Consider the following 18,420-nt stretch of genomic DNA (forward strand, 5'->3'; position numbering starts at 1 on the left):
ACGCCCTCCGCATTATCGTAAGGATGAGTTTTCATGCATATTTCAGATGTGTTCGCTCAGCATAACCCCGCGATCAGTTTTGAATTCTTTCCCCCAAAAACCGAAGCCGCATCAGACGAACTCTTTAAAACGATTTCCATGTTGATGCCGTTGCAGCCGGCGTATGTCAGTGTGACGTATGGAGCAGGGGGAACGACTCGAGGGCGTACGCATGATTTGGTCGTCAAGCTTCGAAAAGAAACGGACCTGACAATTGTTTCCCATTTAACTTGTGTGGGATCGAGCCAAGATGAAATTAAGCAAATTTTATCCAAGTACGACTCGCATGGAATTGACAATATCATGGCATTGCGAGGGGATCCTCCCAAGGGAGAAGTTCATGCCGCGCCGCCTCCTGATGGGTTTGCCTACGCCTCCGATTTGGTCTTGTACATCAAAGCGAAATTTCCTCAGATGGGTGTGGGCGTCGCGGGTTTTCCGGAAGGTCATCCGGGAACGCCAAACCGATTGGCTGAGATTGACCATTTAAAGAAAAAAATTGATGCCGGCGCCGACTACATCTGCACGCAACTGTTTTTTGATAATCGTGATTTTTACGATTATTGCGAACGGTGTGAAATGGCGGGAATTAAAGTGCCGATTATCGCAGGGATCATGCCGATTACTTCACGAAAAGGGATGCGCCGCATGGCCGAACTCGCCTTAGGTGCCAGATTTCCAGCCAAATTACTTCGGGCTATGGAGCGAGCAGAAACGGATGAACAGGCGGAACATGTTGGAATTCATTGGGCCACCGAGCAGGTCCATGATTTGATCGACAATAAAGTCAGAGGCATTCACTTCTACACCTTGAACAAATCCAAAGCGACCTTACGAATTTACCAGTCCTTAGGCATACGAAGCTCCGACTGCTTCCAACAGCATTTTCCTTACTAGGACACGTGTAATAAATATACACGGTAAGGAACCTGAAGCTTCTCAATCAAGTTGTTCCACCATGTGCAAAGTTGATTCGGCCGTACCGTGTCCTAGCCGGACACCTGTAATAAAGGTGTTCATAAGGGCATGAATTTTCCACCTAGGTTGCCCACCATGTGCTCGTCGACTTACCCAAACCGTGTTCTAGGACACCTGTAATAAAGACGTTGGTAAGGCCATGAATTTTCCACCTAGGTTGCCCACCATGTGCTCGTCGACTTACCCGTACCGTGTCCTAGCCGAACACCTGTAATCAAAATGTTGGGAAAGTCATGAATTTTCCAACTAGATTGCCCATCATGTGCGCGTGTGTAAGCTTCCCCGTCAAGCGGACAGTTCAGACATATAATTTTCATTGTAGAAATGGTGAGCCATAAAGCAGATCCTCATAAGGTATGTGAGCAAAGCTGTCGAGACTTGATTTTCTCCTTACTTCATGTAAGGATAATATGGTAAAGTAAGGAGAGTAGTATGGCTATTGCAACCCTGACCAGCAAAGGGCAAATCACGTTGCCAAAGGAAATTCGGCAGCAACTGAAACTTGATCCGGGGGACCGAGTAGAGTTTCTCGTTGGATCTGACGGACGTATTACGGTGTGGCCGGTGACCTCCGATGTCAAGACCTTGAAAGGCATGATTCCCAAACCCAAGAAACCTGTGACGCTTGAAGCTATGCGAGCGGCTATTCGTCGTCGAGGCAGACGTCGGTGACGGGAATCGATACCAATGTTCTTGTGCGCTATTTAGTGCAAGATGACCCACCCCAGGCTAAAGCAGCCACTCACCTTATTGAGAAGGAGTGTACTCGGGAGAACCCTGGATTTCTTAATCATTTAGTTTTGTGTGAAACGGTATGGGTTTTAGACGGCTGCTATGATCAGTCCAAGGAAAACCTCATCAAAACCCTTGAACAGCTATTGCGTGTGGCTGAGTTGCGAGTTGAGTCTTCACATGTTGTGTGGAAAGCTTTGGAAGATTATCGAAAGGGGTCGGCAGATTTTGCAGACTACCTGTTAAGTCGAATTAATGAAGCTCATGGTTGTTTGACGACAGTCACATTCGATCGTGCAGCAGGAAAATCTTCAGAATTTACGTTATTGAAATAGAAATGCTCAGACGGAATCGTCTGTGGAACTAAATGAAAAATTTTGGTGTTGGAAAAGTTAGAGCTTGGCTGAAGCTGGAATAACGGTTTTTTGTTTAGCCCTAATACTGATAACATCACCGGCACTGCAACTAACACTCCCACGAACTGTTGCGAGTGCGGCGCCAGAGTCGAGTTCGACACTACCGCTCTTCTACATTGTTCTTCCTTCTCTCATGCTCCCACCCAACTTCGGCTCCCAGGATGAACACCACTGAGGCATAGTACACCCACAGAAAAAAGAAGATGAATCCACTGAGCACGCCGTAAAAGGCGGTCAGTATCTGTGCAAGATGGACATACCACGAGAAGACCCACTTCGAAGCTTCAAAGAGCCCGGCAGCCGTGAGCGAGCCCACGAGTAGGGAGGTTTGACTTAGTCGGGTAGGCGTTGAAAAGCCATAAAAGAGATAGAAGAGGGCCCCCAGACAGGTAAAGCCAAAGACTTTTCCAATGACAAACCAGAGTGGGTTTAAGAGCCCTTCGATTGCAGGCAGGCTTTCTCCATATGATTGAAGAAAACTTAAGGCTGAATTGACCAACACAATCATGATGATGAGTAAGGACAGCACCAACATAAGGAGAAAGTCATTGCCTTTGCCTTTCAGGAATCCACGTCCTTTTTCCACGTGAAACACCTTATTGAGTACATGACGGGCTGAGGAAAAGACGGCGCTGCTAAAGAGAAAAAATAAAAAGAACCCTGTAAACCCGAGAATGCCTCGATTATCGATGAGTGAGGACAGCAACCCGAGAAAAGGTTCTTGGAATTCCGGGAGTAGCCGTTCGATAATGTCCTGGGCCCATTCTAACGCACGATCCCATCCGATGAGGGTATAGCCTAATCCTGAAACGAAGAGGACGGGGAGGGGAAGACAGTAAAGTATGAGATCAAATGAGAGTCCAGAGGCGAGAAACGGACCATTATCGGAAAAGAACTTCGTCCCCACTCGTTTCAGACTATGCCAAAATCGAATGATGATATTCATGTGAAGAATACGGAGTGCACTATCATGACAAAGCGTTCATGGCTGGGCATGGTTGAACCTGCGGCATTCAGAGTCTCGAAGCTTTCTTAATTTCTTCTTGTCTACAGAGAAGCCTACACGACAGGTGTTTGTCTCCTTTCCCGTCTGTTGATGGTAGCACTCTTCTCGTCAGTTTGAAATCATACGTTCGATTTCAGTATTTCATGGGGAGTAGTTGTTTCCATGTTTTTTCGTCTCGCCGTTTGGCGTTACGGGCGATCATGCGTGTTCTCGATGAGTTGTTGTATGGTAGGAATTTGTGTGAGGATCGTAGAGCGAGCCTGGACAACACCGGGAAGTCCTGCCCCTGTGGCGTAGACGAGGCCATGATCCAAGTTTCCGATATGGAGGCGGCCTCGTTCTTCTCCACGTTGATCGGTCGCTGCAATTGTAACCGTGGGCTGGTCTAGCCCATATGTACTGAGTGCCACTTCTTCTTCGTCGATACGATGTTCCGCAGGTACGTCGGCAAGGCGACTGACTAAGAGTTTCACATCTTTTTGGTTGAGCGGAGTTGCCGGGTCTTCTTCCCATAACCATGTGTTATTTTGATTGATGAGTCCATACGTGCCTTCCGGCGTTGTCACACGAACAATGGTCAGCTCATCAACCGGAATGCCCAATAACCGTTTATCGCGTAGTCCAAAGAGCCCTTGTGAAACTTCTTTCACGATTTGTGATTGGACAAGATATAACGGGTTTTCAGGGGAAGTCTGCGCGTAGGTTTGACCGGCGTGCTGATAAAATGAGACCGGGTGCGTACGTTTCTCGGTTTGCATGACGGCCGTGGCAACGGGCTTTCCTAAGGTTTGCAAGAGGGCGAGTTTCTCTTGTTTCGTATCTACAAATTTTTCTGCTTGCAGGTCTTCCAGGGCCATTAGGAGTATGCCAACGGTCGTTTTGTCGGCTGGTCCTTCTATCGGCTCTTGGAAGCGCCAGCTAGGACTCATACCATGAATGCCGGGAACTCGGTGGAGCACGGTTGTCTGATCCTGAGTCTTCAGTTCGACTTGTGTGATATGTGCATGGTTAAAAAAGAGCACGTCTTTTAATCGAAACGTGTACAAGTTTTTCTTTGCGAATGTCAGGACATCGAGCGTGGTGAGAACGACGCTATTATCTGCGACTTTGCGCACATACAGCGAAGAGGAAAATGGACCGGGATTCCCTAAGTCGAGCGTGGAGGTGTCTTGGCCGTTCGTGATGGTGACGGTCATATGGGGCGGGTTAAGCCCATATTGCTCGATATTATCGGTCGCCTGTTCTTGAATCACCCGTTCAATTTTGCCCAGTGTTAATGCTCGAAGGATTTTTCTGACTTCCCGCCCGTCAGCAGGAGCATTCAACGGTGTGGTAATACGCCACCGGCCTCGTTCACCTTGGTCGAAGATGATGTGTTCCTTCGCAGTCTTGAGTGTGAGCTGGGTGATATGACGGTCATCAAATGGAATGAGTTTTCGCTCATCGAGTTTTACCTGAATGGCCTGTTCCGAGGCTGGCACGTCGACAAAGTACACGTATCCCCCGATGCCCAGGAGGATGACGGCAAGTACGATCGTCAATCGATAAGAACTCGACATCCTACTGATTCTCCATGTGTTGAGGTGATACGGATGCGCTGCCTGTCTTTGCATAGTGCCAAGACCGTTTTTGCTGATTCGTTGAGTGATGAATGGCTTTGGCCATGATGCTCAGTATCATTTTACGTCGTTGAACGGGAGTCGAGTCGGTGACGCGTTATCCGTGTGATTGCTGCATGTGTCGTTACAGCCGACGGCGTTTCTTCCAGACGGAGAATCCCAGGAATAATGTAAACGATGGCAAAAACAAGACTTGAAAAAAGAGTAACGCTTGTTCTTGAGACGGATTGGGAACAAATGGACGGAAGGCTGGTTCTTTGGGAGTGATGGACACAAGATGTCCCTCATCTGCCAACCAGGCGACCGTTTTTAAAAAGAAGTCGGTGTTGCCAGGATACGTTAGGTATCCATTCGTTGCAAAGGCGGAGTTCCCAACGATCACAATTTTGGCTGGGGTCTGGCTGTCCTGACCTTCGGTCTTTGCTGTTAAGGCCGCAGCGATAGTCAGAGGGCCTTTGATATCCTCATCGGTATTGAGTTCTGGTGTCGCATTCGTAGTATTCATTTCTGCCCAACTGTTCTCCGATGTTTGTGCCAGTGACACGAAGTCCCAGTCTTGACCCGTTTCTATGTCAAAGTCAATGTATCGAGAAACTGGCAGCAGGATCGGCACGGTAAATTCATCGGTAATATCGTGGCCGGTAAAGGTACGAATTTGTAATGCCGTAGGACTCCCACGTCCAAGCCGATGCTCTTCATCGACGACAACTCCCTTTCCTAAGGTGACGCCCCAACGCTGTGTCAGGGTATCGACAGAATCGTGGTTTTGCGGGTCAACGAGCAACAGCAGGTGCCCTCCTTGCTCGATATAGTGCTGCAGGTTGTTCTGCTCCTCTTCCGTCAATGCCTGTTGGGGAGAAGCCATAATGACCGTGGTTGTTGTTTGAATATGTTCATTTGTCATGTGGGGAATCACATCGATTTGGTATCCCTGCTTCTCTAATGCATCTTGTGCGCGAGAAAGGCCGGAGGATTGCTGGTCGATGAGTCCTTTCTCTCCATGGCCTGAGAGAAACACCAAGCGTTTTTTTGCCGTTTGGGTGACGCGAAGCAATGCATTGGTGACTTCATTTTCCGACGCTTCTGTCAGGTAAATTTTTTGCAGTGAGCTTTCGACGACCGCTGTGTCTACCTGAGTAATGGCATAGGTTTTCGCGATGTCGGGTTGTCGTTCAGGGTCAATAAATTCTACCGTGACCTGTGCTGTTTCTTTGGTATAGGTTCCTAGTAAATCGCGAAAGGCGGCAAAGTTTGGACTTCCCTCACGCGCAAAGACTTTAATGGATACGGGTTGTTCGATCTGTCGCAAGATCTGATAGGTCTGCCTGGAAAGCGTGAAATGCTGAGTTTCTGAAAAATCCCATTCCGGGGCATGACGAGCGGCGAGGAAATTCATAATTACCAGGATTGCCCCCACCAGGATTACCGTCACGATGCTGTTCAGTCCGAGCCGAGTAGAACGTTGCTGTGAAAATTTTTTAATCGTTTTGATGTGGTAGAAACAGACAATGGACAAACACAACAATGCAAGACTTTCACAGACCGTGGTGAGCCATTGGGTTTCCGGAATCAGGAGTGGGACAAGCACGCCTGCAAGGGCAAGCATGACGCCGGTACCACCAAGAATGGGAATAAGGCGACCTATTTCCATCGATGTGCGTCAATCACTTGATGGGCGGCAAACCACATAAAGGCCATGCCTGAGAGATAATAGACAATATCTTTGACACTCACGAGTCCTCGAACCAGTCGTTCATAGTGTTCGGTGAATGAGAGGTACGAAAAGAGATGCCCCAATGTTGAGTCTCCTAGAACGGTGGCGAAGAGACCAAGTAGCCAAATGAGGAGAATGATTCCAAAGCTCAGGAATGCCGCAATAATTTGATTCTCGGTCATAGCTGAAGCCAACACTCCAATGGCAAGCATGAACGCGCCCTGAAGCAGCAGGGCGAGAAACCCCGTCCAGATTGGATCCCAACTAAAACTCACGTAGGCTGAGAGCACCAATGGAATCAATCCAGTGAGGACGAGAAGGATGACGTATATGACCACGACACTTAAAAATTTGGCTGAGACAATTTCATTAATGCCGATTGGAGAGGTTAAGAGCAATTCAAAGGTTCGGAGTTTTCGTTCTTCGGCAAAAGTTCGCATCGTCAAGAGGGGCAAGACAAACATGAGTACAAGGTTCATACTGAAGAACATCGGGCGAAAGACCAAATCATTCAAGTTGATTTGGGCATAGGTATTAGAAATTTGCATCATCCGTAAGGCTTGGCCGCTGGCATTCACGACTGCCCAATAACTCAGCAACCCCACCAGCCCTAAAAACATGGCGGCGATCACGTACACGATGGGTGAGACGAAGTAGCAGCGCAATTCTTTCGCGAGAAGGGTTGTGGCAGGTCTCATGATCGTGCGTGCTCGTTTCCTGGGTTTGCGTGTGCTGCGTCCTGGTTTGTGAGTTGGATGAACACATCTTCAAGAGACATGGAGACCACGGCCAATTCAAGAAGACCTAATTGATGGGTCATGACGAACTCGGTAACGGCTTCTCGAATGTCATGTCCAAGTTCCGCCTCAATCAAGTAGGTCTTGTCTGATTCGCCTGGGGAAACCTTAATGACTCCGGGAACGGTTTGAAGCCGGTCTTCCATGTCGGGCAGCGTTGTTTTGACCGTGACCCGAAGTTGCTCCGAGCGGCGGAGCCGTGTGGCTAATTGTTCCTGCGTGTCGATCGCCACGATTTGCCCGCGATGAATAATAATCACACGTTCGCATAGCGCGGTGGCTTCTGGAAGAATATGTGTGCTGAGAATAATCGTATGGGATCCAGCTAAGCCTTTTATCAGCTCACGGATTTCGATGATTTGATTGGGATCAAGCCCGACCGTCGGTTCATCGAGGATAAGCACTGGCGGGTCATGAATGAGTGCTTGTGCCAGGCCGACGCGTTGGCGAAAGCCGCGAGATAAATTGCCAATCACACGTTGTTTCACCTCTCCTAAGCCGGTTTGTTCGATGACCCGCTCCATCCGTTTGGTGACCTGTCCCATCTCTACGCCCTTCATACGTCCAACGAATGTGAGATATTCACGAACGGTTAATTCAAGGTAGAGCGGAGGATGTTCCGGGAGATACCCAATTCTTCGTTTCACTTCCAGTGGCGATTCATGACAGTCAAAGTCTGCAACACGGACAGAGCCGTCTGTGGCTGGCATATAGCCTGTTAAAATGCGCATCGTTGTCGTTTTGCCAGCTCCATTCGGGCCCAGGAAGCCCACAATTTCCCCTTTGGCAACGGAAAACGAAATATCCTGAACGGCTGTGAGCGGGCCATAACGTTTTGTGACGTGCTGAACTTCAATCATAATCGGTAACAACGGGCCTTGGTATGTGAATGCTTGGTAAGGGCTAACGCTGTTCGTGTATAGTATTATATGGAAGGAGGAACGAATGGGATCATACCGGCCTACTCAAAATACCGTCAAGTCTTCCATAATGTAAATGTTGTTGGCTGCAAGGTTGACATGGATAGGCCACTTAGTATGATAATTCTTAAAATTGGGTGTCAAGTCTTCGATCACCCAATGGAATAGGCCAAAATTCGTTTTCTATCATGTATGAGTGACGATACTTGACTGTATGTTTAGGGAGAAAGTGTGATGGCACCATGTTGTTCGGTACAGAGATCTGATGTTCCCTCTTCTATTCGTCTCGGCGTACTCATGTTGAGTCTGCTGTTGCTCGTGGTGGGGTGTAGTTCTCGTCAGCACACCAGAGTGAATAGTGTGTCGCCCCTTAGCGACACGGCGAGTGCGCAATTGGAGGAAACTTCGATTGAGGCTCCGTTGCCAATTTTGCCTATTGAAAAGCCAAAGGATGAGCTGGTTCAGTCGCAAGAGGCCGAAGACCAGCTTCTTCCCCTAGACGCCCCAGCCGATCTCAGCGATGTTTTTGCCTCATCGGGAGAAGGCTCACGTGAACCTCTGACAAGCCTCCCTCAATCCGCACCAATTTCTGAGTTAGCCAAACCCGATGACCTGAAAGGCATACCGTATGGACTATCGGACATCTTCTTTGACTATGACCAGTATATCCTACGTGGTCATGATCTGAGTGCATTAGAAACGAACGCGAAAGTTCTTTTAGGCCGTTACCCAGAGAAAAAGGTCCTCATTCAAGGCCATTGCGATGAGCGCGGAACCGAGGAGTATAATTTAGTGCTTGGCGTACGACGGGCACAAGCGGTGAAAGACTATTTGGCCGATCTTGGCGTGCCGCCTGAAAACATGCAGGTGTTGAGCTATGGAAAATCGAAACCATTTTGCTCCCAACATTCTGCGAAATGTTGGAAGGATAATCGCCGAAGTCATTTTGTGTTTCAGGAATAAAGAAGGCGGATCGCCTTTTCAGCTCCATGCTGCACCATCTGTATTGTTCTTCCCTATGTTTGTGAGTACTTTCTCACCTTTTCTTGCCCTTTGCCTATTTCGAACGTTTTAGACGTTTCATGTGTTGCTCATTGAAAAGATTTGCAAGTCGTTAAACGTCAGACGTTTGCAGTAAATGATTCAACTGTTTCTCTTGGTGGGAAGCAAAAAAGGGGCTTGCTGAATAGCAAGCCCCTTTTTCATGGTGTAGTTTGTATTGAAAACTTACAACCGCTGTAGTGCGGCCACTCGTGCTTCGATGGGCGGGTGAGTGGCAAACATTTGCATCATGCTTTTGGTTTGCCCTGAGATTTTCATCGTCGCCAGCGCGTCTTCCGTGCTGTACTGGTATTGAACACCTTTGACCCATCGATCAATGGATTGCAACGCTGAAATCATATGTTCTTTGCCGACGGTGTTTGCTGCAAAGCGATCGGCGACGAATTCTCGTCGACGAGACCACCAGCTAATCGGAATCATCGCCAGGAACGACAAGACAATCTGTAAGAAAATATAGACGCCAAAGCCGAGCATGGGATTGCGTTCCGCGACATGCCGATACACCCAGCGGCTGATGAAGTATACGAAGGTGTTCATGAGGCCGGCGAGGATGGTGGTGGTAAACATGTCGCCGTTATAGACATGTCCCATTTCGTGTGCGAGAACAGCTCGGACCTCATTCTCATTGAGGTTGTTGAGTAAGCCGGTTGAGACAGCCACCATGGAGTTATTTTTCGATGGTCCGGTGGCAAATGCATTGGGATCTTCTCCCTCGTACACATAGACCTCTGGCATCTTGACATCCAGGCGTGCTGAAATTTTTTGAACGGTGTCAAAGACCAGCACTTCTGCTTGTGTGCGTGGTTGTGTGATTTGCTGGCAGTTCATCATCATTTTGGCCATCTGTTTCGAGAAAGCTAAACTGATGAATGCGCCACCAAACCCAAAAACAAAGGCCCACAGTAGATCTTGTTGGCCAATCGATCCACGGAGATCAATCCCGAAGGATGGCAGGATAAACTCTGACAAGACCGTGAAGGTAATAGACAGTGTGACAAAAATTAGGATGTTGGCGAGGAGCAACAATCCTATCCCTTTCAGATTTTTCATCGAATCTCCCCCTTATATAAAATTCAAGATGATGAGTCTTGATGTGTACCGATTCTAGATTTTATCACACGTTACTCAGAATTTGAGTTGTAAGCTTTCTATCTATATGAAAGATAATGATTTTTTTTGACGAGTCAAGAGGGGAACGGACAAAATAGATGAATCTTGTTCCCATTGCAGGTATTATACTGTGTTTCTTCAAATTTGAATATCCCAAATTTCCTGATAAAGAACACTCCGTGCATTTTCACCTATTACTCACTCCTCACTCTATAGTGTTTGTTGCGTGTATGGCGCTTACTAGCTTGGTGTGTAGTCAAGATGTCGCATGGGCTGAAACGGCAGGAGCATCTGTCGAGTCTGAGGTGGGAACGCAATTCATGACCATTACGATGGAGAGCTATACCTTTACTCCGCACATGCTGGTGGGTGATGTTGGGCAGCCCATCGAAATTCTGCTGAAAAACGAGTCGTTTCTCGTTCCGCACAATTTCCTGTTGGATTCCCCCGATGGCGTTCGCCTGATTGAGGCAAATATTGATAGTGGAGAACAGGCCACGATTCGTTTCACCCCGACTCAAAGCGGGATTCATACCTTTTACTGTGATAAGCAGCTCCTCTTTTTTCCTGACCATCGCGAAGAGGGGATGGAAGGGATGCTCACCGTTCGCTGATTTTATTTATACATGACTTCGCCGCAAACAGACACCTATCTTCTTCAGACTATTCTCAAACGTGTTTCTCGGTCCTTTTACCTCACATTGGCTGTCCTTCCTCAAGCCGTTCGTGCGCAAGTCGGGCTCGCGTATTTGTTTGCTCGAGCGGCGGATACCATTGCGGATACAGGGGAACTGGATCATGAAACCCGACTTCGTTGCCTCCGGCAATTCAAAGAACAGTTTCAACGCGGAGAGGTAGAGAAAGCCGACGTGCAAACGATACAGGCCTTGGCTATCTCTTTGCAACGAAATCCAAGTGAACGGGTATTACTTGAAGAGCTGCTTCGCTGTTTTACCCTCTATGAAACGCTGTCTCGTGATGATCAACAACGCATTGCGGCATTGCTTCCAACGATAATAGAAGGAATGGAATTTGACCTTGTTCAATTTCCTCAGCAATCGGATGGGCGTGTGACCTCACTGCCGACGATGAAGGAGTTGGATTATTATACGTATGCTGTGGCTGGGTGTGTTGGGGAATTTTGGACAACGATGATGTGTGCCCATCTTCCTCGTCTGTCGCATTGGGATGCGTCAGTCATGGTTCCCACCGGAATTCGGTATGGGAAAGGGTTGCAGCTAGTCAATATTTTGAAAGATGTGGCTCAGGACCTTCGTCTTGGGCGTTGTTATATTCCTCAAAATCTTCTCGATGAAGCCCATCTTCAGCCGGAAGATTTATTCGATGAACGAAATGCTCAGCGCTTCCGTCCGATTCTCAGAGAATTAATCGCTCGAGCGCTTGACCATTTAGATCAAGGATGGAGCTATACCATGGCGATTCCTCGCCTCGAAGTCCGATTGCGGCTGGCATGTATGTGGCCCCTGTTGATTGGTCTGCGGACGCTACAGCAGCTATCCATGTCGCCGCACATTCTGGATCCAGCGACTTCCGTGAAAGTTTCCCGTGGGGAAGTGTATCGGATTATGGCGACGACCACATTGTCTGGTGGATGCGGGGCTGTCGGAACAGCGTATTGGGGCTACCTACGGAAACGTGTAGTATGAGGGGAAACCCCGTATCTCGTCGATCGTGTGTCGTATCTCGTGTAAGGAGTCTTTATTAGTTTTTACGAGATACGACACACGAGCGACGAATTACGCTATTCAGCAGGTGGCTGGATGACTTTTTCACCCTTTTTGAAGACGGCATAGATGGCTTGCGATGGGCAGGCATCAAGGCAGAGCCGACAGGACTCCATGCAACGAGATGAATCAAATTTAAAGGGAGGGGTTGAAAGCCATGCTCCTGTTGGGCACACGGGAATGCACACGGCATTATGCGTACAACGGTCTGGGTGACGAACGAGATGATCTCTGGTTACCATCATGGGAGTGACTCCTTCAAATAAGCCCTGGGAAAACAGTTCGAACATGTTCATAAAAGGACACCTATAATCAAGACAGTCGGCATCAAAAATTTATCTTTCGAAGGAAATTATCGTAGCAAAGCTTAAAGACTCGGTTGGACCGTGTTCTAGGCATATATGCCTGATGATCACTCTCTTCAGACAACTTCCTAGTCCCAGGTTTGCACTAATGTCCGGATGTGATCTTTCAATTCAGGCATTTGGTCGAGGTTATTCGTAATGGCTCCAAGGATATTCTCCATCCGGGCCTTCCGGCCAGCCTCTTGATCGAGCATGGATAAACGGTCATATTCAGCAAAGGCTTCAGGGTGTTTCGGTTCTAATGCCGCCCGCCCCGCTGAAAGGCCAGCCTTGAGATCTCGAGGTTCAGTCGTGACTGGCGGAGCTACCACGAATGTAGTGTTAGAAAAGACAATCATGGCTGTCCCGTTGTCAGTCCCAAGCGGAGCCACATGTTCAACCGTCTGGCCAACGGTTTGTTCCCACGAGGAGAGGAGGCCTGGAAATGTTTTGAGAAAGGCGGCCCTGTCTTGATTGGCTTTCCATTTGGCTTCAATTGACATAACGGTCTCTCATTTTATGCTTGGGTAACATGTGAACGGGATGGGGAATGAGCAAATTCGAAGCGTGAGATCATTGAGGATTGATGAGTTGTTTTGGCGCATCGTGTCCTGGCATGAGCAAGCGTTCAACGATTTCCCCTTTACCGATATGACGTTCCATGATCTCTGTCACATCCGGTTCTGTGCCAACCCAATACCATACACCTTCAGGGTAAATGACCACACTTGGCCCATATTCACAATGGTCAAGACAGCCAGCTTTATTGGCACGGACGATGCCCTTCAGTCCCAATCGTTCAACTTCTTTCTTGAAAAACGCATGGAGTTGAACCGACCCAGTATCGGCGCAACACCCTCGAGGGTCACCTTTGGGACGTTGATTAATGCAGATAAAGATGTGATGTTTGAATGCTCCCATATTCTTCAAGCTATCACTGAAAGTCGAAAGAAAATGCTCGTAATGGTCAGCGATATTACCTGAGGGTTCCTGTAGGTGTCCAGTTGCTGTCATGACCGCTATGCATGAAATTGAGGAGAATTCACCATGATCATAGGTGTTCCCAAAGAAGTGAAAGATCATGAATTTCGCGTCGCGTTGACTCCGAATGCTGTCCAACATTTGGTGTCGCTTGGCCATTCAGTGCGTATGGAAAAAGGGGCGGGCGAGGGGAGTGGGTTTTGGGACGACGAGTACCATGCGGTCGGGGCAGACATCGTCGAATCACCTCGAAATGTGTTTGAGCAGGCTGAACTGATATTGAAGGTGAAGGAACCGCAACCGCAAGAGTATCAGTATATTCAAGGTCATCATACGGTATTTACATATCTTCACCTTGCGGCTTCCAAATCGTTGACTGAAGCGCTCATGGCTTCCGGATGTACCGCTATTGCGTATGAAACGACTGAAACTGTTCAAGGAGAACTTTCGATGCTTCGTCCGATGAGTGAAATTGCCGGGCGTATGTCCATTCAAATTGGCGCGCATTTTTTAGAACGTCATCAAGGGGGACGAGGTGTGCTGCTTGGGGGAATTCCCGGCGTGCCACCAGGTCATGTTGTCATTGTTGGTTCGGGAGTTGTCGGGGCATCAGCGACAAAAATTGCGGTGGGCATGGGCGCTCGCGTGACTGTCTTAAGTATCGATGTGGGACAGCTCCGCCATCTCGATGACCTCTATGCGGGACGAGTCACCACATTGGTCTCACGGCCTCAAGTTTTAGATGATTCGATTCAGGAGGCCGATCTTGTCATTGGGGCCGTGATGATCCCTGGCGCGAAAGCTCCGAAGTTGATTTCCCGTGACCTGATCCGCTCGATGAAACGTGGGGCCGTCTTCGTGGATGTCGCGGTGGATCAAGGAGGTTGCGCGGAGACGACTCATCCAACCACTCATTCAGATCCCGTCTATGTCGTTGATCATGTCCTGCACTATGCGGTGACAAATATTCCAGGTATTGTCCCTCGAACCTCAACGATGGCCTTGACCAATGCGACGCTACCTTTTATAGTCCGTCTGGTGAATCAAGGAGTTGAAGAGGCTCTGAAGACCGACGCGGGTCTTGCTCGAGGAGTCAACGTGAGTCGGGGTCGGGTGACGTGTCGTGCGGTGGCTGAATCTCATGGGCTTCCGTATGACCCTCTTTGATGCTCAGTGAATGGTCGGATTCTTGTTACAGAAATCGGGGCGTAGCGCAGACCGGTAGCGCACCGCGTTCGGGACGCGGGGGTCGGAGGTTCAAATCCTCTCGCCCCGACCAACTTCATCAGCCAGCGTTGAGCACAACGCTCGTGCCTGCTCATTCTGTTACTTCCAGCTTGTGTCTTGAATGAACCATGGACGCATTGATCCAGGGAATTGCAATCGTTGGATGTCTTGCCGCAATTGGGGCATGGATCCATGCTCGAAGGTTAGGCAATCAGGTGGAGCGGCTCAAATGTGCCCAGTCCGCTTTGGAACTGAAACTCAAGGCACAATCACAAGAAAGCCGGAGTCTGCTTGAACCGCTTCGTTTCCAGTTGGCGGCTGTTGCCACAGGAGAGATTGTCCCGAGTGAACTGATTCGAGAAGGCTGTCTCTATCGGAAAATTTCAGCTGAAGAAGAAAGCCGTCGCGCCATGGCGAGTGGTGCGGATGAGCAACAGGAAGTGATTCGCATTGATGTTCGCACAGCACAAGAATATGAACATGGACATTTACCGGGCGCGATCCTGATTCCGCTTGAAGAAGTGGAGCAGCGGTATCACGCTGAAATTTCGAAGACCAATCACGCCATATTAGTGTATTGCAGTAATGGTGAGCGGAGTCGATTAGCGTGTGATTACTTAAGTCGACAGGGGTATCTCAATCTGTATCATATGTATGACGGGCTCCAACGTTGGACTGGAGAGCTTGAAGGAGAGTTGCCAGTCAATTTAATACAAATTCAATCAAAGACACAGCGTGTCTGAATCCCATGGAATACGACGATGAGCGATGAATACACATCTGATGAGTATACAGTGCTGAATGTTATGGGTCCCTATCGTGAGCCTCGTGAACCGGCATTTTCGTACGATTATTCGGTTCAACGTCCCCATTGGGGAACACCGCAAGGCGTTCGTGTCAAAGTACTCATCAAGGAAGAATTAGAGTACTTTAAGGAAAATGTCCTAGGAGTTACTGGTGGAACAAGTGGGCAACAGTTGCGGGCCAATCAAATGATTTGCCGCCATATTGCGGATCAAAAACTGGAACTGGGAAATCAGGATGGGGTGTTTGCTGATCGCCGTGACGTGATGATTGGGCCTTTTGATGGGGAACTCCAACACTTGGCCCCTTTACTTGAGCGTTGGATGCAGGAACAGAAAGACCCTATTCGCAAAGAAATTCAAGAAAATATTGGGATTTAGCCACACTCTCTTCCTGCAAAGTGAAAAATGTAAATTGACAAAGGAAGATGATGAAATAAGAATGTGTAAAGAGTTTGTAAGTTTGTAGAGCCCTTTACTTTTCAATTTTTATTTTGTGTTTTACAATGTGTTTTGCCACGTCACGCCTCCCTTCCCCTTCTTCAAAAAATCTTTTGAAACCCTTTAGAGTAGACGCCTGTTTCGTCTTCGCCAAATCCTAGGGAACCTGCGTCCGGGGCTGCCCGGTTGTGAAGGTTAATGGCATAGTGACCTCGTACGTGTTCCATGGCTACTTCGAAAGGAATGGAACTTGGGTAGAGTGTGCCGGGAGCATGGGCCCCGCGACTCAGGACTTCGGTCGCCTCAGGAACGGCATATTCTGGTTCGGAAAAAATATAGATCTCGGCAATCGAAAATTCTCCGAGGTCGTCTCCTGGCGTTGTCGGGGGTAGGAAAGTCGAGAGCGTACCATTGAGACGCGCATTCTTGAGATGATGAAGAAGAGCCACGATCTGACTGTCGGTGGTGGCCGGAGGCACGGTAAGATTGATGATGTTCATTTCGGTGATGGTGCTCTTCGTCTTGAAGATGGGGACAACGTCACTGGAAAATGAATTGTCAGGAAGGGGTTTAGATGATTCGGGCGGCATCCCTCTGCTTTGAGGGGTGTCGGTGTTTTTGGATTTCGGGATAATCAATGTGATGAAGACCCACAATCCGACAATCACGCCGAATAAGACCAGGGCAGGGTGAAGCCCAACGCGTTTTCCCTCTGTTGGCTTGCTATCGTGTTCGTCCATGTTGAAAATTCCAAACTCTTGCTAATGTGATGAGGTGTCTCTCTAGGTTTGTTGCTGGTTTTGGGCTTCGCGTAGCTTGACGTCTTCCCACCATTGATCCAGTTCGGTCTCAGAACATTGACCGATCGATCGACCCGTTTCTAACGCCTTGGTTTCGATGTGCTGAAAGCGTGTCGCAAATCGGTTGGTGGCTTTTCTCAAGGATTCCTCTGGATTGATGTTGAGAAAACGCGCCATGTTGACGAAAGAAAATAACACATCTCCGAATTCGTCTTCGACATGGGATTCGTAAGAGGACAGGGCCTCATGGGATGGAGTGTCCGATTGTTGCTTTTGCAATTCCGCCACGGCTTCGTACAGTTCCTGGCATTCTTCACGTAACTTTTCCAACACCGGTCCAGAACTCGTCCAATCAAAGCCGGATTTCGATGCTCGCTTTTGCATTTGATAGGCTCGCTGAAGAGCCGGGGCTATCTTGGGAATTCCATTTAAGGCCGATGGCGGCGTACCGTCGTGTTGGCGTTCTTCTTTCTTGATCGTTTCCCATTTTTGTGCGACGTCCTTGGCGGTCTTCACTTCTGTGTGTTGCTCTGGCTGAAAGACGTGTGGGTGTCGACGGATCAATTTGTGGCTTAGGTGTGTCGCGATATCATCAAGTGTGAATTCTGCATGTTCTTCTGCAATTTGCGCATGGAAGATCACTTGGAGTAACACATCGCCCAATTCTTCCTTCAACGCTGACGTGTCGTGATTGTCGATGGCTTCCAGCGTTTCATAGGCTTCTTCGAGGAGGTAGGGTTTCAGTGTGTCGTGCGTTTGTTGGCGGTCCCATGGACAGCCATTGGGAGATCGCAGTTGAGCGAGAAGCGCCACAAGTTCTGAGATTTTGGTACTCATGATGTCAGGCATTGAACACTTGCAGACTTTCTCAAGGCACTAGATATGTTCGGCATGTCGGTCATCGAAATTCTCCATGGTGTAACGCACGTGGAAAAGTGATTTGGCCGTCTATTAGGCGGCTATTATACCGGTTTCTCTGTTTGGTGCAATCTTATGGTTTCTTGCGAGAAACCCTGACATCGTGTTACGGTTTTGATAGATTAATATAAGGAGGATGCCCTGATGAGTGAGGAAGAACAAGGCTTTATCGTACGAGACAAACGTGGTCGCACAGAGTCAGAACCTTCCCCGGATTCGACCGCAGGGCCAGCCTCAGACCCGGCCCCTCCTCCACCCAGTGCAGCCAAAATTTCTGAACCCCAAGAATCAGGACCACCTATTACGTTTTCCTCATTTGTCTTTTCCCTTGGAACCTCAGCCTTGATGTTGATGGGAGAATCTCTGGACCCACAACAACCCTCGGTTCCGGTGAACCTCCCACAGGCTAAAGAGGTTGTGGACATTCTCTCCATGCTCGATGAAAAGACGAAGGGAAATCTCTCGTCTGAAGAAGCCTCAGTGCTTGGAGATATGCTCTACACTCTTCGAATGAAATATGTTGGACTCACATCTGGGAGCCCTGTCCCTCCGTCCTCATAAGGGTGGATCTATGGTAGGCTACGAGGAGTCCGTGATTTTCTTTCAAGAATTCCGATTCTTTTCATAACATATCCGTGGCAGAGCACCACTACGTGTTTCACACACTCGGAAAATCTGACGTACGCTAGCGAATTCAATGAATTGTTCGTTGACGTTTTGAGATTGCCATAGTGTCATGCTAGGCATCTTGCAGCGGAAGTTATAGCC

General features: G+C 48.5%; 21 protein-coding genes and 1 tRNA gene. 11 read left to right on the forward strand and 11 right to left on the reverse strand.

What is annotated here, in order from left to right:
* Positions 1-33: 33 nt before the first annotated feature.
* The 3 genes from metF to ACWHX8_RS06590 all read left to right on the forward strand — a co-directional run bounded on the left by metF (position 34) and on the right by ACWHX8_RS06590 (position 2,084).
* Positions 34-936 (forward strand): methylenetetrahydrofolate reductase [NAD(P)H], encoded by a 903-nt coding sequence (gene metF / locus ACWHX8_RS06580; RefSeq protein ID WP_447971162.1) that lies wholly within the window; start codon positions 34-36, stop codon positions 934-936.
* Positions 937-1,449: 513 nt separating this feature from the next.
* Positions 1,450-1,689, forward strand: a complete 240-nt coding sequence (locus tag ACWHX8_RS06585; RefSeq protein ID WP_447971163.1) for an AbrB/MazE/SpoVT family DNA-binding domain-containing protein — start codon at positions 1,450-1,452, stop codon at positions 1,687-1,689.
* Positions 1,686-2,084: a PIN domain-containing protein gene (locus tag ACWHX8_RS06590; RefSeq protein WP_447971164.1), complete on the forward strand. Its 399-nt coding sequence runs from the start codon at positions 1,686-1,688 to the stop codon at positions 2,082-2,084. The genes ACWHX8_RS06585 and ACWHX8_RS06590 overlap by 4 nt, the downstream gene beginning before the upstream one ends.
* A gap of 181 nt (positions 2,085-2,265) precedes the next feature.
* Here ACWHX8_RS06590 and ACWHX8_RS06595 read toward each other — a convergent pair whose 3' ends face one another.
* The 5 genes from ACWHX8_RS06595 to ACWHX8_RS06615 all read right to left on the reverse strand — a co-directional run bounded on the left by ACWHX8_RS06595 (position 2,266) and on the right by ACWHX8_RS06615 (position 8,161).
* Complete coding sequence (locus ACWHX8_RS06595) at positions 2,266-3,111, reverse strand: YihY/virulence factor BrkB family protein (RefSeq protein WP_447971165.1); 846 nt, start codon at positions 3,109-3,111, stop codon at positions 2,266-2,268.
* A 248-nt stretch (positions 3,112-3,359) separates the two neighbouring features.
* Positions 3,360-4,730, reverse strand: a complete 1,371-nt coding sequence (locus ACWHX8_RS06600) for a DUF4340 domain-containing protein (RefSeq protein WP_447971166.1) — start codon at positions 4,728-4,730, stop codon at positions 3,360-3,362.
* A 184-nt stretch (positions 4,731-4,914) separates the two neighbouring features.
* Entirely contained in the window at positions 4,915-6,441 is a 1,527-nt protein-coding gene (locus ACWHX8_RS06605) for a GldG family protein (protein WP_447971167.1), read from the reverse strand.
* Entirely contained in the window at positions 6,432-7,202 is a 771-nt protein-coding gene (locus ACWHX8_RS06610; protein WP_447971168.1) for an ABC transporter permease, read from the reverse strand. Before ACWHX8_RS06610 ends, ACWHX8_RS06605 begins: the two co-directional genes overlap by 10 nt.
* Entirely contained in the window at positions 7,199-8,161 is a 963-nt protein-coding gene (locus ACWHX8_RS06615) for an ABC transporter ATP-binding protein (RefSeq protein WP_447971169.1), read from the reverse strand. Before ACWHX8_RS06615 ends, ACWHX8_RS06610 begins: the two co-directional genes overlap by 4 nt.
* A 294-nt stretch (positions 8,162-8,455) precedes the next feature.
* On the opposite strand from ACWHX8_RS06615, the gene ACWHX8_RS06620 reads away from it, so the two are divergent.
* Complete coding sequence (locus ACWHX8_RS06620; protein ID WP_447971170.1) at positions 8,456-9,184, forward strand: OmpA family protein; 729 nt, start codon at positions 8,456-8,458, stop codon at positions 9,182-9,184.
* Between the two features lie 264 nt (positions 9,185-9,448).
* Here ACWHX8_RS06620 and htpX read toward each other — a convergent pair whose 3' ends face one another.
* Positions 9,449-10,333 (reverse strand): protease HtpX, encoded by an 885-nt coding sequence (htpX, locus tag ACWHX8_RS06625; protein ID WP_447971171.1) that lies wholly within the window; start codon positions 10,331-10,333, stop codon positions 9,449-9,451.
* A 290-nt stretch (positions 10,334-10,623) separates the two neighbouring features.
* Here htpX and ACWHX8_RS06630 point away from each other — a divergent pair, with 290 nt between their 5' ends.
* On the forward strand, positions 10,624-11,007 hold the full coding sequence (locus ACWHX8_RS06630) for a cupredoxin domain-containing protein (RefSeq protein WP_447971172.1): 384 nt from the start codon (positions 10,624-10,626) through the stop codon (positions 11,005-11,007).
* Between the two features lie 12 nt (positions 11,008-11,019).
* Positions 11,020-12,060, forward strand: a complete 1,041-nt coding sequence (locus ACWHX8_RS06635; RefSeq protein WP_447971173.1) for a phytoene/squalene synthase family protein — start codon at positions 11,020-11,022, stop codon at positions 12,058-12,060.
* A gap of 95 nt (positions 12,061-12,155) precedes the next feature.
* Here ACWHX8_RS06635 and ACWHX8_RS06640 read toward each other — a convergent pair whose 3' ends face one another.
* From ACWHX8_RS06640 to ACWHX8_RS06650, 3 genes are all read right to left on the reverse strand, one after another.
* The gene (locus tag ACWHX8_RS06640; protein ID WP_447971174.1) at positions 12,156-12,383 is read right to left on the reverse strand and encodes a hypothetical protein; all 228 of its coding nucleotides are present in this window, start codon (positions 12,381-12,383) and stop codon (positions 12,156-12,158) included.
* Between the two features lie 188 nt (positions 12,384-12,571).
* On the reverse strand, positions 12,572-12,985 hold the full coding sequence (locus tag ACWHX8_RS06645) for a hypothetical protein (protein WP_447971175.1): 414 nt from the start codon (positions 12,983-12,985) through the stop codon (positions 12,572-12,574).
* 70 nt (positions 12,986-13,055) lie between these two features.
* Positions 13,056-13,496, reverse strand: a complete 441-nt coding sequence (locus ACWHX8_RS06650) for a (2Fe-2S) ferredoxin domain-containing protein (protein ID WP_447971176.1) — start codon at positions 13,494-13,496, stop codon at positions 13,056-13,058.
* Between the two features lie 33 nt (positions 13,497-13,529).
* Between ACWHX8_RS06650 and ald the strand changes: the two genes are divergently transcribed.
* The 4 genes from ald (at position 13,530) to ACWHX8_RS06670 (ending at position 15,874) form a co-directional block, all read left to right on the forward strand.
* Positions 13,530-14,630, forward strand: coding sequence for an alanine dehydrogenase (ald, locus tag ACWHX8_RS06655; RefSeq protein ID WP_447971177.1), 1,101 nt, complete (start codon positions 13,530-13,532; stop codon positions 14,628-14,630).
* A 35-nt stretch (positions 14,631-14,665) separates the two neighbouring features.
* Positions 14,666-14,742: transfer RNA gene (locus ACWHX8_RS06660), tRNA-Pro, on the forward strand.
* A gap of 76 nt (positions 14,743-14,818) precedes the next feature.
* Positions 14,819-15,433, forward strand: a complete 615-nt coding sequence (locus ACWHX8_RS06665; RefSeq protein WP_447971178.1) for a rhodanese-like domain-containing protein — start codon at positions 14,819-14,821, stop codon at positions 15,431-15,433.
* An 18-nt stretch (positions 15,434-15,451) separates the two neighbouring features.
* Complete coding sequence (locus ACWHX8_RS06670; protein ID WP_447971179.1) at positions 15,452-15,874, forward strand: hypothetical protein; 423 nt, start codon at positions 15,452-15,454, stop codon at positions 15,872-15,874.
* 161 nt (positions 15,875-16,035) lie between these two features.
* Here ACWHX8_RS06670 and ACWHX8_RS06675 read toward each other — a convergent pair whose 3' ends face one another.
* Positions 16,036-16,674, reverse strand: a complete 639-nt coding sequence (locus ACWHX8_RS06675; RefSeq protein WP_447971180.1) for a hypothetical protein — start codon at positions 16,672-16,674, stop codon at positions 16,036-16,038.
* Between the two features lie 42 nt (positions 16,675-16,716).
* Entirely contained in the window at positions 16,717-17,571 is an 855-nt protein-coding gene (mazG, locus tag ACWHX8_RS06680; RefSeq protein ID WP_447971181.1) for a nucleoside triphosphate pyrophosphohydrolase, read from the reverse strand.
* A gap of 225 nt (positions 17,572-17,796) precedes the next feature.
* Between mazG and ACWHX8_RS06685 the strand changes: the two genes are divergently transcribed.
* Positions 17,797-18,213 carry a DUF1844 domain-containing protein gene (locus ACWHX8_RS06685; protein ID WP_447971182.1) on the forward strand — a complete coding sequence of 139 codons (417 nt, stop codon included), beginning with the start codon at positions 17,797-17,799 and terminating at the stop codon, positions 18,211-18,213.
* Positions 18,214-18,420 lie beyond the last annotated feature (207 nt).

The sequence above is a fragment of the Nitrospira sp. M1 genome, assembly GCF_965152605.1.

Coding starts and splice junctions, on each gene's coding strand:
- metF (WP_447971162.1), top strand. CDS start 34: ATGCATATTTCAGATGTGTTCGCTCAGCATAACCCCGCGATCAGTTTT.
- ACWHX8_RS06585 (WP_447971163.1), top strand. CDS start 1,450: ATGGCTATTGCAACCCTGACCAGCAAAGGGCAAATCACGTTGCCAAAG.
- ACWHX8_RS06595 (WP_447971165.1), bottom strand. CDS start 3,111: ATGAATATCATCATTCGATTTTGGCATAGTCTGAAACGAGTGGGGACG.
- ACWHX8_RS06600 (WP_447971166.1), bottom strand. CDS start 4,730: ATGTCGAGTTCTTATCGATTGACGATCGTACTTGCCGTCATCCTCCTG.
- ACWHX8_RS06605 (WP_447971167.1), bottom strand. CDS start 6,441: ATGGAAATAGGTCGCCTTATTCCCATTCTTGGTGGTACCGGCGTCATG.
- ACWHX8_RS06610 (WP_447971168.1), bottom strand. CDS start 7,202: ATGAGACCTGCCACAACCCTTCTCGCGAAAGAATTGCGCTGCTACTTC.
- ACWHX8_RS06615 (WP_447971169.1), bottom strand. CDS start 8,161: ATGATTGAAGTTCAGCACGTCACAAAACGTTATGGCCCGCTCACAGCC.
- ACWHX8_RS06620 (WP_447971170.1), top strand. CDS start 8,456: ATGGCACCATGTTGTTCGGTACAGAGATCTGATGTTCCCTCTTCTATT.
- htpX (WP_447971171.1), bottom strand. CDS start 10,333: ATGAAAAATCTGAAAGGGATAGGATTGTTGCTCCTCGCCAACATCCTA.
- ACWHX8_RS06630 (WP_447971172.1), top strand. CDS start 10,624: ATGGCGCTTACTAGCTTGGTGTGTAGTCAAGATGTCGCATGGGCTGAA.
- ACWHX8_RS06635 (WP_447971173.1), top strand. CDS start 11,020: ATGACTTCGCCGCAAACAGACACCTATCTTCTTCAGACTATTCTCAAA.
- ACWHX8_RS06640 (WP_447971174.1), bottom strand. CDS start 12,383: ATGATGGTAACCAGAGATCATCTCGTTCGTCACCCAGACCGTTGTACG.
- ACWHX8_RS06645 (WP_447971175.1), bottom strand. CDS start 12,985: ATGTCAATTGAAGCCAAATGGAAAGCCAATCAAGACAGGGCCGCCTTT.
- ACWHX8_RS06650 (WP_447971176.1), bottom strand. CDS start 13,496: ATGACAGCAACTGGACACCTACAGGAACCCTCAGGTAATATCGCTGAC.
- ald (WP_447971177.1), top strand. CDS start 13,530: ATGATCATAGGTGTTCCCAAAGAAGTGAAAGATCATGAATTTCGCGTC.
- ACWHX8_RS06665 (WP_447971178.1), top strand. CDS start 14,819: ATGGACGCATTGATCCAGGGAATTGCAATCGTTGGATGTCTTGCCGCA.
- ACWHX8_RS06670 (WP_447971179.1), top strand. CDS start 15,452: ATGAGCGATGAATACACATCTGATGAGTATACAGTGCTGAATGTTATG.
- ACWHX8_RS06675 (WP_447971180.1), bottom strand. CDS start 16,674: ATGGACGAACACGATAGCAAGCCAACAGAGGGAAAACGCGTTGGGCTT.
- mazG (WP_447971181.1), bottom strand. CDS start 17,571: ATGAGTACCAAAATCTCAGAACTTGTGGCGCTTCTCGCTCAACTGCGA.
- ACWHX8_RS06685 (WP_447971182.1), top strand. CDS start 17,797: ATGAGTGAGGAAGAACAAGGCTTTATCGTACGAGACAAACGTGGTCGC.